The 14,542-nt window shown below is 68.7% G+C and carries 13 protein-coding genes; 12 read left to right on the top strand and 1 reads right to left on the bottom strand.

What is annotated here, in order from left to right; all coding sequences use genetic code 11:
* Nucleotides 1-85 precede the first annotated feature (85 nt).
* Nucleotides 86-901, bottom strand: a complete 816-nt coding sequence (locus ACIRJP_RS10185; protein WP_404170684.1) for a C40 family peptidase — start codon at nt 899-901, stop codon at nt 86-88.
* Nucleotides 902-1,718: 817 nt separating this feature from the next.
* Here ACIRJP_RS10185 and ACIRJP_RS10180 point away from each other — a divergent pair.
* The 12 genes from ACIRJP_RS10180 to nuoL are packed head-to-tail and all read left to right on the top strand — an operon-like array spanning nt 1,719 to nt 14,541.
* Nucleotides 1,719-2,078, top strand: coding sequence for an NADH-quinone oxidoreductase subunit A (locus ACIRJP_RS10180; protein ID WP_003992243.1), 360 nt, complete (start codon nt 1,719-1,721; stop codon nt 2,076-2,078).
* An 18-nt stretch (nt 2,079-2,096) separates the two neighbouring features.
* Entirely contained in the window at nt 2,097-2,651 is a 555-nt protein-coding gene (locus tag ACIRJP_RS10175; protein ID WP_030926341.1) for an NADH-quinone oxidoreductase subunit B family protein, read from the top strand.
* Nucleotides 2,648-3,373 carry an NADH-quinone oxidoreductase subunit C gene (locus ACIRJP_RS10170; RefSeq protein ID WP_404170680.1) on the top strand — a complete coding sequence of 242 codons (726 nt, stop codon included), beginning with the start codon at nt 2,648-2,650 and terminating at the stop codon, nt 3,371-3,373. The genes ACIRJP_RS10175 and ACIRJP_RS10170 overlap by 4 nt, the downstream gene beginning before the upstream one ends.
* The gene (locus ACIRJP_RS10165) at nt 3,373-4,695 is read left to right on the top strand and encodes an NADH-quinone oxidoreductase subunit D (protein ID WP_376629746.1); all 1,323 of its coding nucleotides are present in this window, start codon (nt 3,373-3,375) and stop codon (nt 4,693-4,695) included. Before ACIRJP_RS10170 ends, ACIRJP_RS10165 begins: the two co-directional genes overlap by 1 nt.
* Before the next feature lie 29 nt (nt 4,696-4,724).
* On the top strand, nt 4,725-5,498 hold the full coding sequence (gene nuoE, locus ACIRJP_RS10160) for an NADH-quinone oxidoreductase subunit NuoE (RefSeq protein ID WP_404171142.1): 774 nt from the start codon (nt 4,725-4,727) through the stop codon (nt 5,496-5,498).
* Nucleotides 5,498-6,874, top strand: coding sequence for an NADH-quinone oxidoreductase subunit NuoF (gene nuoF / locus ACIRJP_RS10155; protein WP_404170677.1), 1,377 nt, complete (start codon nt 5,498-5,500; stop codon nt 6,872-6,874). The genes nuoE and nuoF overlap by 1 nt, the downstream gene beginning before the upstream one ends.
* On the top strand, nt 6,871-9,402 hold the full coding sequence (locus ACIRJP_RS10150) for an NADH-quinone oxidoreductase subunit G (protein WP_404170674.1): 2,532 nt from the start codon (nt 6,871-6,873) through the stop codon (nt 9,400-9,402). The genes nuoF and ACIRJP_RS10150 overlap by 4 nt, the downstream gene beginning before the upstream one ends.
* Nucleotides 9,399-10,802: an NADH-quinone oxidoreductase subunit NuoH gene (gene nuoH, locus ACIRJP_RS10145; RefSeq protein WP_404170671.1), complete on the top strand. Its 1,404-nt coding sequence runs from the start codon at nt 9,399-9,401 to the stop codon at nt 10,800-10,802. The genes ACIRJP_RS10150 and nuoH overlap by 4 nt, the downstream gene beginning before the upstream one ends.
* A complete protein-coding gene (nuoI, locus tag ACIRJP_RS10140) occupies nt 10,795-11,460 on the top strand; it encodes an NADH-quinone oxidoreductase subunit NuoI (protein ID WP_404170668.1) in 666 nt (221 codons plus the stop codon). Before nuoH ends, nuoI begins: the two co-directional genes overlap by 8 nt.
* Complete coding sequence (locus tag ACIRJP_RS10135; RefSeq protein WP_351259329.1) at nt 11,457-12,284, top strand: NADH-quinone oxidoreductase subunit J; 828 nt, start codon at nt 11,457-11,459, stop codon at nt 12,282-12,284. The genes nuoI and ACIRJP_RS10135 overlap by 4 nt, the downstream gene beginning before the upstream one ends.
* Complete coding sequence (gene nuoK / locus ACIRJP_RS10130) at nt 12,281-12,580, top strand: NADH-quinone oxidoreductase subunit NuoK (RefSeq protein ID WP_093543641.1); 300 nt, start codon at nt 12,281-12,283, stop codon at nt 12,578-12,580. The genes ACIRJP_RS10135 and nuoK overlap by 4 nt, the downstream gene beginning before the upstream one ends.
* Before the next feature lie 14 nt (nt 12,581-12,594).
* Entirely contained in the window at nt 12,595-14,541 is a 1,947-nt protein-coding gene (gene nuoL / locus ACIRJP_RS10125; protein ID WP_404170664.1) for an NADH-quinone oxidoreductase subunit L, read from the top strand.
* Nucleotide 14,542 lies beyond the last annotated feature (1 nt).

The following is a 14,542-nucleotide window of genomic DNA, read 5'->3' as shown; positions in this document are numbered from 1 at the left end:
TCGCTCCCGAGCGGGGGAGCGACAGCCCTTCAGCGCGCGCCGCGAAGGCGCTTGTGAATCCGTGAACCCGGAAGGTCGCGCCGAATCAGAGAACGCGGACCGCGCCCGACGGCGGGTCGTAGGAGAGCGGGCGCTGCACCACACCGGTGCTGGAGTTCTGCGCACCGACGAACTCGCCGCCGCCCACGTAGATCCCGACGTGGTACGCGCTGCCCGCGCCGCCCCAGTACAGGATGTCGCCCGGCTGGAGGTTGCTCAGGGAGACCTGGGTACCGGCGGTGGACTGGGACTGCGAGACGCGCGGCAGGTCGATGTTGACCGAACGGAACGCGGCCTGGACGAGGCCGGAGCAGTCCCACGCGCTGGGGCCGGAGCTGCCCATCACGTACGCGTCACCGAGCTGCGCCTTCGCGAAGGCGATGACGGCCGCTGCGGAGCCCGTCGCGTTCGACGAGGAGACGGAGGCCGACGTGGCCGAGCCGGAGGTCGTGCTCAGCGTCGTACGGGCGGTGGAGCGGGAAGCGCGCTCGGCGGCCTCCGCCTTGGCCTTGGCGGCCGCCTCCGCCTTCTTCTTGGCCTCTGCCTTGCGGACCGCCTCGGCCTTGGCCTTCTTGGCGGTCTTGGCCGCGGTGGCGGCTGCGGCGTCCTCCTGGGCCTGCGTCTGCAGGTCCTGGGCGACCTGCTGCGTGGCCTGGGCGGACGCGGCGACAGCGGTGGAGAGCCCGGAGGTGATGGTGGGCATCTCGATGGTCTGGGTCACCGGCTCGGCCTGGGCCGGACCGGCAGCGCCTGCGACCGCGATGGTGCTGAGGACGCCACCGGCAACTCCGGCCCGCAGCGCCGTCTTCGAGGCGTTTCGGCGGGGCTTCCGGTGGCTGGGTATGTGAGCGGTGTGGGACATGAGTACTAGCGCTATCAGGGCCCTGGGGGTCCCATCAAGAAACGTGTGTTGCGACACAGTTACGTACGGAATCTGTGAATCCGCTTCCTGAGGACCCTTATTGACGCCGTAACGGGCAAAGCGGGCGTGGCTGAACACGGCTGTGATCACGGGCTTTCGGTAATACGCCCGAATTGCCCGCTGCTTACCATCCGTTCACACCGATGGCCAAGCCCGCTTTTGTGGGGGCATTGATGGAGTGACGCAGGTCACAGTGTGGATGCGGGGTGAGAGGCGGTTATGCGCCATGCGGCCAAGGCGGCGCCGGGTGGAGGGAGATGTCCTGTTCCCCCCGAAGATCGGAAATGCTCTCGCGTGTCCACTTCGCTCCCCGTGACCCCCTCTCCCGAGTGAGGTTCGGGCGGCCGGGAGGGCCCTGGCGGGCCGGGGGAGGGGTGGGAAGCGTCCGACGGGACCAAGATCCGGAGGATTCCTTTATCACCACGGGTCGTCCATCGCCAATTTGCTTGGCACGGCCGTCTCTTGATAGTGCGACAGCCGTTTGACCAGCGGTAACAGCATCGGATGTCACGTCTCGTGATCACTCGGCCGCTTCGCGTGTGAAGATCACCGCTCATCCGACTTCATGATCCTTCGTCGGGTGGTGGAGATCACAAAGGCGTTGTCGCACCCCGTGTCGCAGATCACAGGGCGCAGGCATAGGATGCGGGGCAGTCGGGCTTGTGAACTGCCTCACATGTGCACGATCTTGGTGGGGTGGTGAGCCGGTCGCCCGATGCGGTCCAACGGTCAAGGACGACTGGAAGGAGCGAGGAGCGTGAATGCCTACGCGCCCATCCTCGTGCTCGGCGCCCTCGGGGCAGGGTTTGCGATCTTCTCCGTGGTCATGGCCACGCTTATCGGCCCCAAGCGGTACAACCGGGCAAAGCTCGAAGCGTACGAGTGCGGTATCGAACCCACACCCACTCCGGCCGGAGGCGGCCGCTTCCCCATCAAGTACTACCTGACGGCGATGCTCTTCATCGTCTTCGACATCGAGATCGTCTTCCTCTATCCCTGGGCGGTCACCTTCGACGCCCTGGGGATCTTCGGGCTCGTGGAGATGCTGCTCTTCGTGCTCACCGTCTTCGTCGCCTACGCGTATGTGTGGCGTCGCGGCGGCCTGGAATGGGACTGAGGGGCTGAGGGGCACACCATGGGACTCGAAGAGAAGCTGCCCAGCGGCTTCGTGCTGACCACTGTCGAGCAGGCCGCCGGCTGGGTACGGAAGTCCTCCGTCTTCCCCGCCACCTTCGGCCTCGCCTGTTGCGCCATCGAGATGATGACGACCGGGGCCGGGCGCTACGACCTGGCCCGTTTCGGCATGGAGGTCTTCCGCGGATCGCCGCGGCAGGCGGATCTGATGATCGTCGCAGGACGGGTCAGCCAGAAGATGGCGCCCGTCCTGCGTCAGGTCTACGACCAGATGCCCAATCCCAAGTGGGTGATCTCCATGGGGGTTTGCGCGTCATCGGGCGGAATGTTCAATAATTACGCCATTGTGCAGGGTGTTGATCACATTGTTCCGGTTGACATCTATTTGCCCGGTTGTCCGCCGCGGCCCGAGATGCTGATGGACGCGATCCTCAAGCTCCACCAGAAGATCCAGGGCTCCAAGCTCGGGGTCAACGCGGAGGAGGCCGCCCGCGAGGCGGAGGACGCGGCACTCAAGGCACTGCCCCTGATCGAGATGAAGGGGCTGCTGCGATGAGCGGGAACGACAACCACGACGAACAGAGCAACAACAACGTGCCCGCGCCGCGCACGGACACCGGCGAGGTCGTCAGCGTACGGAAGGGCATGTTCGGCGCCGACCACGGCGGCGACACCTCCGGCTACGGCGGTCTCGTCCGCACCGTGACCCTGCCGGGCGCCACTCCCCGCCCGTACGGCGGCTGGTTCGACGAAGTCGCCGACGAGCTGGAGGGGGCCCTGGAGGAACAGGACCTGCTTCCCGCCAACGCCATCGAGAAGACCGTCGTCGACCGCGGCGAGCTCACCTTCCACATCGCCCGCGAGCACCTCGTCCGGGTCGCACAGACCCTGCGCGACGACCCGGCGCTGCGCTTCGAGCTGTGCACGGGGGTGAGCGGCGTCCACTTCCTCGGCGACACGGGCCGCGAGCTGCACGCCGTCTACCACCTGCGCTCGATCACGCACGGCCGGCTGATCCGCCTGGAGGTGTCGGCCCCGGACAGCGATCCGCACATCCCGTCCCTCGTCGCGGTCTACCCGACCAACGACTGGCACGAGCGCGAGGCCTACGACTTCTTCGGGCTCGTCTTCGACGGGCACCCGGCTCTCACCCGGATCATGATGCCGGACGACTGGCAGGGCTTCCCGCAGCGCAAGGACTACCCGCTCGGCGGCATCGCCGTCGAGTACAAGGGCGCCCAGATCCCGGCTCCGGACCAGCGGAGGTCGTACTCCTGATGTCTACTCCCCACGCAACGCCCCGGGCCACGACCGAGGGGACTGTATATACAGTCACCGGCGGCGACTGGGACGAGGTCGTCGAGTCCGCCGTCAAGTCCGACGACGAGCGCATCATTGTCAACATGGGCCCCCAGCACCCGTCCACGCACGGTGTTCTGCGGCTGATCCTGGAGATCGACGGCGAGACCGTCACCGAGGCCCGCTGCGGCATCGGCTACCTCCACACCGGCATCGAGAAGAACCTCGAATACCGGAACTGGACGCAGGGCACCACCTTCGTCACGCGCATGGACTACCTGACGCCGTTCTTCAACGAGGCGGCGTACTGCCTGGGCGTGGAGAAGCTCCTCGGCATCGAGGACCAGATCCCCGACCGGGCCACCATCCTGCGCGTGCTCCTGATGGAGCTCAACCGGCTCTCCTCGCACCTGGTGTGCATCGCCACCGGCGGCATGGAGCTCGGCGCCACCACGATCATGATCTACGGCTTCCGTGATCGTGAACTCGTTCTCGACCTCTTCGAGCTGATCACCGGCCTGCGTATGAACCACGCGTTCATCCGCCCCGGCGGACTCGCCCAGGACCTGCCGCCCGGCGCGATCGACCAGCTCCGCGAGTTCGTGAAGACCATGAAGAAGAACCTGCCGGAGTACGACAAGCTCGCCACCGGCAACCCCATCTTCAAGGCACGCATGCAGGACGTCGGCTATCTCGACCTGACCGGCTGCATGGCGCTGGGCGCCACCGGTCCGATCCTGCGCTCCGCCGGACTCCCGCACGACCTGCGCAAGAGCGACCCGTACTGCGGCTACGAGACCTACGAGTTCGACGTCCCCACCGCCGACACCTGCGACGCCTACGGCCGCTTCCTCGTCCGCCTGGAGGAGATGCGCCAGTCGCTGCGGATCGTCGAGCAGTGCATCGACCGGCTCGCCCCCGGGCCCGTGATGGTCGCCGACAAGAAGATCGCCTGGCCGGCCCAGCTCGCGCTCGGCCCGGACGGGCTCGGCAACTCGCTCGACCACATCAAGAAGATCATGGGCACCTCCATGGAGGCCCTGATCCACCACTTCAAGCTGGTGACCGAGGGCTTCCGGGTCCCGGCCGGGCAGGCGTACACCGCGGTCGAGTCGCCCAAGGGCGAACTCGGCGTGCACGTCGTCTCGGACGGCGGCACCCGCCCCTACCGGGTCCACTTCCGTGACCCGTCCTTCACCAACCTCCAGGCCATGGCGGCGATGTGCGAGGGCGGCCAGGTCGCCGACGTCATCGTCGCCGTCGCGTCCATCGACCCCGTGATGGGAGGCGTCGACCGGTGACCGAAGCACGTCAGGAAGTCAGTCTGGGGATGCCGCAGCTCCCCGCCCCCGCCTACCCGGCCGAGGTGCGCGCCAGGCTCGAAGCGGACGCGAAGGAGGTGATCGCCCGCTACCCCGGCAGCCGCTCCGCCCTGCTGCCCCTGCTGCACCTGGTGCAGTCCGAGGAGGGCTACGTCTCCCGTACGGGCATGGCGTTCTGCGCCGAGCTGCTCGGCCTCACCACCGCCGAGGTCACCGCGGTCGCCACCTTCTACACGATGTACCGGCGCAGGCCGAGCGGCGACTACCAGGTCGGCGTCTGCACCAACACGCTCTGCGCGGTGATGGGCGGCGACGCGATCTTCGACCGGCTCAAGGAGCACCTCGGTGTCGGCAACGACGAGACGACCGAAGACGGCAAGGTCACCCTCGAACACATCGAGTGCAACGCGGCCTGCGACTTCGCGCCCGTGGTGATGGTCAACTGGGAGTTCTTCGACAACCAGACGCCCGAGAGCGCGACCCGCCTGGTCGACGACCTGATCGCCGGGCGCACCGTCGAACCCACCCGCGGCGCCCCGCTCTGCTCGTACAAGGAGACCGCCCGCATCCTGGCCGGTTTCCCCGACGAGCGCCCCGGCGCCGTCGAGGCCTCCGGCGGCGCGGGCCCCGCCTCGCTGATCGGCCTCCGCCTCGCCAAGGGGGAGGAGCCGCTCCCGCGCGTCGTCGCCCCCCGCGGCGAGCGCCCGCACGGCGAGCCCGGCCACACTGCCCCGCAGGACCCGGACCAGCCGGCCGGCCCGACCGCCGAGGAGGGGGAGTGATGACGTTGACGACCGAGATCAATGACAACGGAAGCGGCAACGGGGACAGCCCCGAGAAGCTGCTCGCCCCTGTCCTCTCCGCCTTCTGGGACGAGCCGGAATCCTGGACACTGGACACCTACCGCCGCCACGAGGGGTACGAGGGACTGCGCAAGGCCCTCGCCATGGCGCCGGACGACCTGATCGCCTACGTCAAGGACTCCGGTCTGCGCGGACGCGGCGGCGCGGGCTTCCCCACCGGGATGAAGTGGCAGTTCATCCCGCAGGGCGACGGCAAACCGCACTATCTGGTTGTCAACGCCGACGAATCGGAACCGGGGACCTGCAAGGACATCCCGCTCCTGTTCGCCAACCCGCACAGCCTCATCGAGGGCATCGTGATCGCCTGTTACGCGATCCGTTCGTCGCACGCGTTCATCTACTTGCGTGGTGAGGTCGTCCCCGTGCTGCGGCGCCTGCACGAGGCCGTACGAGAGGCGTACGAGGCGGGTTATCTGGGGACGAACATCCTGGGCTCGGGGCTCGATCTGGAACTCACGGTGCACGCCGGTGCCGGCGCGTACATCTGTGGTGAGGAAACCGCGCTGCTCGACTCTCTCGAAGGACGGCGTGGCCAGCCCCGGCTGCGACCTCCCTTCCCCGCGGTCGCCGGTCTGTACGCCTGCCCCACTGTGGTGAACAACGTCGAGTCCATCGCCTCGGTTCCCGCGATCCTGAACCGGGGCAAGGACTGGTTCAAGTCGATGGGCAGCGAGAAGTCCCCGGGCTTCACGCTGTACTCGCTCAGCGGGCACGTCGCGGGCCCCGGCCAGTACGAGGCCCCGCTCGGCATCACGCTGCGCCAGCTGCTCGACATGAGCGGCGGGATGCGTCCCGGCCACCGGCTGAAGTTCTGGACGCCCGGCGGCTCGTCGACCCCGATGTTCACCGACGAGCACCTCGACGTACCGCTCGACTACGAGGGCGTCGGCGCGGCCGGATCCATGCTCGGCACCAAGGCGCTCCAGTGCTTCGACGAGACCACCTGCGTGGTGCGGGCCGTCACCCGCTGGACCGAGTTCTACGCCCACGAGTCCTGCGGCAAGTGCACGCCCTGCCGCGAAGGCACCTACTGGCTCGTCCAGTTGCTGCGCGACATCGAGGCCGGCAAGGGCCAGATGTCCGACCTCGACAAGCTGAACGACATCGCCGACAACATCAACGGCAAGTCCTTCTGCGCCCTCGGCGACGGCGCCGCCTCGCCGATCTTCTCCTCGCTGAAGTACTTCCGCGAGGAGTACGAGGAGCACATCACGGGCAAGGGCTGCCCCTTCGATCCCGCCAGGTCGACCGCCTGGGCCGACGACAAGAACGCTCACCAGGGGGTGAACGCATGACAGTCACCACGAGTGCGCCCTCCGGGGGCGGCGAGGCGGCCATCCCGCCCGAGGACCTGGTCACGCTGACCATCGACGGCATCGAGATCAGCGTGCCCAAGGGCACCCTGGTCATCCGGGCCGCCGAACTCCTCGGCATCGAGATCCCGCGCTTCTGCGACCACCCGCTCCTCGACCCGGTCGGCGCCTGCCGCCAGTGCATCGTCGAGGTCGAGGGGCAGCGCAAGCCGATGGCGTCCTGCACCATCACCTGCACCGACGGCATGGTCGTCAGGTCGCAGCTCACCTCGCCGGTCGCCGAGAAGGCCCAGAAGGGTGTGATGGAGCTGCTGCTCATCAACCACCCGCTGGACTGCCCGGTCTGCGACAAGGGCGGCGAGTGCCCGCTGCAGAACCAGGCGATGTCGCACGGCGACGCGGACTCCCGCTTCGACGGCAAGAAGCGGACGTACGAGAAGCCCGTCCCGATCTCCACCCAGGTGCTGCTGGACCGTGAGCGGTGCGTGCTCTGCGCGCGCTGCACCCGGTTCTCCAACCAGGTGGCGGGCGACCCGATGATCGAGCTGATCGAGCGCGGCGCGCTCCAGCAGGTCGGTACCGGCGAGGGCGACCCGTTCGAGTCGTACTTCTCCGGGAACACCATCCAGATCTGCCCGGTAGGGGCGCTGACCTCGGCGGCGTACCGATTCCGCTCCCGCCCCTTCGACCTGGTCTCCTCGCCGTCGGTGTGCGAGCACTGCGCGGGCGGCTGCGCGACCCGCACCGACCACCGGCGCGGCAAGGTCATGCGGCGGCTCGCCGCCAACGACCCCGAGGTCAACGAGGAGTGGGTCTGCGACAAGGGCCGCTTCGGCTTCCGTTACGCGCAGCAGCGGGACCGGCTCACCACCCCCCTGGTACGCAACGCGGACGGTGTCCTGGAACCCGCGGGCTGGCCCGAGGCGCTCGCCGCCGCGGCCGCCGGCCTCTCCGCGGCGCGCGGCCGGACCGGGGTGCTCACCGGCGGCCGGCTGACCGTCGAGGACGCCTACGCGTACAGCAAGTTCGCCCGGATCGCCCTGGACACCAACGACATCGACTTCCGGGCCCGGGTCCACAGCAGCGAGGAGGCCGACTTCCTGGCCGCCCGAGTGGCCGGGCGCGGCCGGGACCTGGACGGCGCGGGTGTCACGTACACCTCGCTGGAGAAGGCCCCGACGGTGCTGCTGGTCGGGTTCGAGTCGGAGGAGGAGGCGCCCGGCGTCTTCCTGCGGCTGCGCAAGGCGAACCGCAAGCACGGACAGCGCACCTACGCCGTCGCCTCGCACGCCACCCGGGGGCTGGAGAAGGCGGGCGGCACGCTGCTTGCCGCCGCCCCCGGCACCGAGACCGAGTGGCTGGACGCGATCGCGGGCGGTGTCGGACTCGAGGGCGACGGAGCCGCGGCGGCCGAGGCGCTGCGGAGCGAGGGCGCCGTGATCGTGGTCGGCGAGCGGCTGGCCGGGGTGCCGGGCGGGCTCACCGCCGCGGTACGGACGGCGACCGCGACCGGGGCCGCGCTGGTGTGGATCCCGCGCCGGGCCGGCGAGCGCGGCGCGGTGGAGGCGGGCGCACTCCCGTCGCTGCTGCCCGGGGGCCGTCCGGCGACCGACCCGCGGGCCAGGGACGAGGTGGCGGCCGCCTGGGGCGTCGCCGAACTCCCGTCCCGCTTCGGCCGCGACACCGGCCAGATCGTCGAGGCCGCGGCCACCGGCGAACTGGGCGCGCTGGTCGTCGCCGGGGTCCAGACCGTGGACCTGCCGAACCCGGCACGGGCCCTGGAGGCGCTGGACCAGGTCGGCTTCCTGGTCTCCCTGGAGCAGCGTCCGAACGAGGTCACCGACCGCGCCGACGTGGTCTTCCCGGTCGCCGCGGTGGCCGAGAAGTCCGGCACCTTCCTCAACTGGGAGGGCCGGGCCCGGATGTTCGAGGCGGCGCTGAAGCCCGAGCAGATGACGCGCACGCTCGCGCCGGGCGACGCCCGGGTGCTGCACATGCTGGCCGACGCGATGGCCCGCGCCAGGGGCGCTGATGAAGTCAGTCACTTCGCGCTGCCGGACCTGAAGTCCGTACGTCGTGAGCTGGACCGGCTGGGCGGCTGGACCGGTACGCACGCCACCGACCCGAACGAGCCGGCGCGGCCGCTGCCCAGGCCCGGCGACGGCGAGGCGATCCTCGCGGGCCACCGGATGCTGCTCGACCTGGGCCGGCTCCAGGAGGGCGACGAGGCGCTGGCCGGTACCCGGCACGCCGCGGTCGCCCGGCTCTCCGCGGCCACCGCCGCCGAGACGGGTGTGAAGGACGGCGATCTGCTGGCCGTCACCGGCCCGGCGGGCAGCGTCGCGTTCCCGTTGAAGGTCACCGACATGCCGGACCGGGTGGTCTGGGTGCCGCTGAACTCCGCCGGGCGGGGCGTTCCGGCCGACACCGGTGCCCGGCCCGGCGGTCCGGTCCGGATCGGCCCCGCCGCGCCGGGTACTCCCGACGTCACACCGGAGGTGGGGGCGTGAGTGCCTTCGCTCAACTGGCCGCGGCACCGCACAGTGCGGTACTCGCCGCCGAGGACCTGTCGATGTTCGGCACCGACCCGTGGTGGCTCGTCGTCATCAAGGCGGTGTTCTGCTTCGCGTTCCTGATGGTGACCGTGCTCTTCTCCATCGTGTGGGAGCGCAAGGTCGTCGCCTGGATGCAGCTGCGCATCGGTCCCAACCGGCACGGTCCCTGGGGCATGCTCCAGTCGCTCGCCGACGGCATCAAGCTGATGCTGAAGGAGGACCTCGTCGTCAAGCGGGCCGACAAGGTCGTGTACGTGCTCGCGCCGATCGTCGCCGCCATCCCGGCGTTCATGGCGATCGCCGTGATCCCGTTCGGCCCGTCCGGCAACGAGGTCTCGATCTTCGGGCACCGCACCACGATGCAGCTCACCGACCTGCCGATCGCGATGCTCTACATCCTCGCCGTCGCCTCGGTCGGGATCTACGGCATCGTGCTGGCCGGCTGGTCGTCCGGGTCGACGTACCCGCTCCTGGGCGGTCTGCGCTCCTGCGCGCAGATGATCAGCTACGAGATCGCGATGGGCGCCGCGTTCGCCTCGGTCTTCCTCTACTCCGGGTCGATGTCGACCTCGAAGATCGTGGAGGCGCAGCAGGACCGCTGGTTCATCCTGCTGCTGCCGGTGTCGTTCATCATCTACATCGTCACGATGGTCGGCGAGACCAACCGCGCCCCGTTCGACATGCCGGAGTCCGAGGGCGACCTGGTCGGCGGCTTCAACACCGAGTACTCGTCGATCAAGTTCGCGATGTTCATGCTCGCCGAGTACGTCAACATGGTCACCGTCTCCGCGGTCGCCACGACCCTGTTCCTGGGCGGCTGGCGGGCCCCGTGGCCGATCAGCACCTTCTGGGAGGGCGCGAACCACGGCTGGTGGCCGATGCTCTGGTTCGTCCTCAAGGTCCAGCTGCTGCTGTTCTTCTTCATCTGGCTGCGCGGCACGCTGCCCCGGGTCCGTTACGACCAGCTGATGAAGCTCGGCTGGAAGGTCCTGATCCCGGTCTCCGTGGTCTGGCTGATGCTGGTCGCGACGGTGCGGGCGCTGCGCAACGAGGGCTACGACTTCACGAGGATCGTGCTGTACGTGGCCGGGGCCGTGATCGCGATTCTGCTGATCTCCTTCGTCGCCGACATCTTCCGCGACAAGAAGGGCCGGGCCGCCGAGGCGGAGCCCGGACCGGGGCCGGCGTTCGATCCGATGGCGGGCGGGTTCCCGGTGCCGCCGCTGCCCGGACAGACCCTGCCGCCGGTGCCGCGCCGCAGGCCGCGGGGCGAGCGGGAGCTCGTTGTCAGTGGCGGGTCGGATACTCAGAGTGACGGAAATTCGAGTGACGGAAAGGAGGCTGACGGTGTCTGAGTCACCAGAGTCCTCGGGGACTTCGGGAGCCTCGGGATCCTCGGGGTCCTCGGAGGAGAAGTTCCAGAACCCCGTCGCCGGCTTCGGCGTGACCTTCAAGGCCATGTTCAAGAAGCGGCTGACCGAGCAGTACCCGGAAACGCCGAAGGTGACGGCGCCGCGCTTCCACGGCCGGCACCAGCTCAACCGTCACCCGGACGGTCTGGAGAAGTGCGTCGGCTGCGAGCTGTGCGCCTGGGCCTGCCCGGCGGACGCGATCTACGTCGAAGGTGCGGACAACACCGACGAGGAGCGCTACTCCCCGGGTGAGCGCTACGGCCGCGTCTACCAGATCAATTACGCGCGCTGCATCCTCTGCGGACTGTGCATCGAGGCATGCCCGACCCGGGCGCTGACGATGACCAATGAGTTCGAGCTCGCCAACACCACCCGCGAGAGCCTCATCTACACCAAGGACGAGCTGCTCGCGGGCCTGGAGGAGGGCATGGTCGACACCCCGCACGCGATCTTCCCCGGGATGGACGAACAGGACTACTACCGGGGCCTGGTCACCGAGGCCGCGCCCGGTACGGAGCCCCAGGTCGCGGTCTCCAAGGGCGAGAAGCCGGCCGACGGGCACAGCGAGAACAACGGCCCGGCGCAGGGGGTGGGCGCATGACCGGCCTGGCCGCCGCGGCCTCCCAGACCTCGACCGGCGAGGCCGTCCAGTTCTGGCTGCTCGGCATCGTCGCCGTGATGGGCGCGCTGTCCACCGTACTGATGAAGAAGGCCGTGCACAGTGCGCTGAGCCTCGCCGGGACCATGATCGTCCTGGCGGTGTTCTACCTCGCCAACGGCGCCTATTTCCTCGGCATCGTCCAGATCGTCGTCTACACCGGCGCGATCATGATGCTGTTCCTCTTCGTGGTCATGCTCGTCGGTGTCACCGCGGCCGACTCGCTGAAGGAGACCCTCAAGGGGCAGCGCTGGCTGGCCGCGGGCTGCGGGCTCGGCTTCGGCGTCCTGCTGATCGCGGGCATCGGCAACGCCTCGCTGAACAGCTTCAACGGACTCGGCACCGCCAACACCGAGCACGGCGGGAACGTCGAGGGGCTGGCCAGCCTCATCTTCACCAAGTACGTCTTCGCCTTCGAGATCACCGGCGCCCTGCTGATCACGGCGACGGTCGGCGCGATGGTGCTCACCCACCGGGAGCGCACCGAACGGGCCAGGACCCAGCGGGAGATGTCCGAGGAGCGCGTACGCGGCAAGCAGCTTCCGCCGCTGCCCGCCCCCGGTGTCTACGCCCGGCACAACGCCGTGGACATCCCGGGTCTGCTCCCGGACGGCACGCCTTCCGAGCTCACCGTCATGCAGACGCTGCGCAACCGAGGCCAGATCCGCGACGTGTCGAACGAGTCGCTGGACCAGCTCAAGGCGCTGGAGCAGCGCTCCGAGGAACGGCTCGGCCGTGACAACGAAGAAGAGGAGGTCGCCAAGTGAATCCGGTCAACTACCTCTATCTCGCAGCCCTGCTGTTCACCATCGGCGCGGCCGGTGTGCTGATCCGGCGGAACGCGATCGTGGTGTTCATGTGCGTGGAGCTGATGCTCAACGCCTGCAACCTCGCGTTCGTGACCTTCTCCCGGATGCACGGCAATCTCGACGGCCAGATCATCGCCTTCTTCACGATGGTCGTCGCCGCCGCGGAGGTCGTGGTCGGGCTCGCGATCATCGTGTCGGTGTTCCGTTCCCGCCACTCGGCCTCGGTCGACGACGCCAGCCTGATGAAGCTGTAAGGGGACGTTGAATCGTGGAGAACCTGATCGCGCTGCTTGTCGCGGCGCCCCTGCTCGGAGCGGTGGTCCTGCTCTGCGGCGGCCGACGGCTGGACCGCGCCGGACACTGGATCGGCACCCTGTTCGCCGCCGCGTCGTTCGCCATCGGCGTCGTGCTCTTCCTCGACATGCTGGGGAAAGGCGCGGAGGACCGGGCGCTGCACCAGAAGCTGTTCAGCTGGATCCCGGTCGAGGGCTTCCAGGCCGATGTGGCCTTCCAGCTCGACCAGTTGTCGATGACGTTCGTGCTGCTGATCACCGGTGTGGGCACCTTGATCCACATCTACTCGATCGGCTACATGGCGCACGACGAGCGCCGGCGCCGCTTCTTCGGCTATCTGAACCTGTTCCTCGCGGCGATGCTGATCCTGGTCATCGCCGACAACTACCTGCTGCTGTACGTCGGGTGGGAGGGCGTCGGTCTGGCGTCGTACCTGCTCATCGGCTTCTGGCAGCACAAGCCCAGCGCGGCCACGGCCGCCAAGAAGGCGTTCCTGGTCAACCGCGTCGGTGACATGGGCCTGTCGATCGCGATCATGCTGATGTTCACCACCTTCGGCACCTTCGCCTTCGGCCCCGTCCTCGAAGCCACCGGGGAGACCAGCGAGGGCAAGCTGACGGCGATCGGTCTGATGCTGCTGCTCGCGGCCTGCGGCAAGTCGGCCCAGGTGCCGCTGCAGTCCTGGCTCGGTGACGCGATGGAGGGCCCGACCCCGGTCTCCGCCCTCATCCACGCCGCGACCATGGTGACCGCGGGTGTCTACCTCGTCGTCAGGTCCGGCGCGATCTTCAACGCCGCACCGGAAGCGCAACTGGCCGTCGTGGTCGTCGGAGCGGTCACGCTGCTCTTCGGTGCGATCGTCGGTTGCGCGAAGGACGACATCAAGAAGGCCCTCGCCGGGTCGACGATGTCGCAGATCGGCTACATGATCCTGGCCGCCGGGCTCGGCCCGATCGGCTACGTCTTCGCGATCATGCACCTGGTGACGCACGGCTTCTTCAAGGCCGGGCTCTTCCTCGGCGCCGGTTCGGTCATGCACGGCATGAACGACGAGGTCGACATGCGGAAGTTCGGCGGCCTGCGGAAGTACATGCCGGTCACCTTCATCACCTTCGGCCTCGGCTACCTCGCGATCATCGGTTTCCCCGGTCTGTCCGGCTTCTTCTCCAAGGACAAGATCATCGAGGCTGCCTTCGCCAAGGGTGGCACCGAGGGCTGGATCCTCGGCTCGGTGGCCTTGCTGGGCGCCGCGATCACCGCGTTCTACATGACGCGCGTGATGCTGCTGACCTTCTTCGGCGAGGAGCGGTGGCGTCGGGCGCCGACACCGTCGCCCACCGAGCCGGATGTCGAACCGGCGGCCGAGACCCGCGGTGAGCATGCCGAGCCGCATCCGCACGAGTCCCCGAAGTCGATGACCATCCCCATGATCATCCTGGCGTTCGGTTCGGTCTTCGCCGGAGGCTTCTTCTCCATCGGCGACCGCTTCCTCAACTGGCTGGAGCCGGTCACCGGCCACAGCCACGGACACGCCCCGGTCAGCGCCACGACCGTCACCGCCGCCACCATGGTGGTGCTCGTCATCGGCGTCGCCATCGCCTGGGCGATGTACGGACGCAAGCCCGTGCCGGTCGTCGCCCCGCGCGGCTCGCTGCTCACCCGGGCCGCCCGCCGCGACCTCCTCCAGGACGACTTCAACCACGTGGTCCTGGTCCGCGGCGGCGAGCACCTCACCCGCTCCCTGGTGTACGTCGACCACACCCTGGTCGACGGCGTCGTCAACGGCACGGCGGCCTCGATGGGCGGGCTCTCCGGCCGGCTGCGCAAGCTGCAGAACGGCTACGCCCGCACCTACGCGGTCTCGATGTTCGGCGGTACGGCGGTTGTCATCGCCGCGACCCTGCTGATGAGGGCGGTCTGAT

The sequence above is a fragment of the Streptomyces sp. NPDC102437 genome, from assembly GCF_044765565.1.
Lineage (GTDB): Bacteria > Actinomycetota > Actinomycetes > Streptomycetales > Streptomycetaceae > Streptomyces.
The sequence above is the reverse complement of the archived record's forward strand: the minus strand, read 5'-3'. Positions and strand labels throughout refer to the sequence as shown.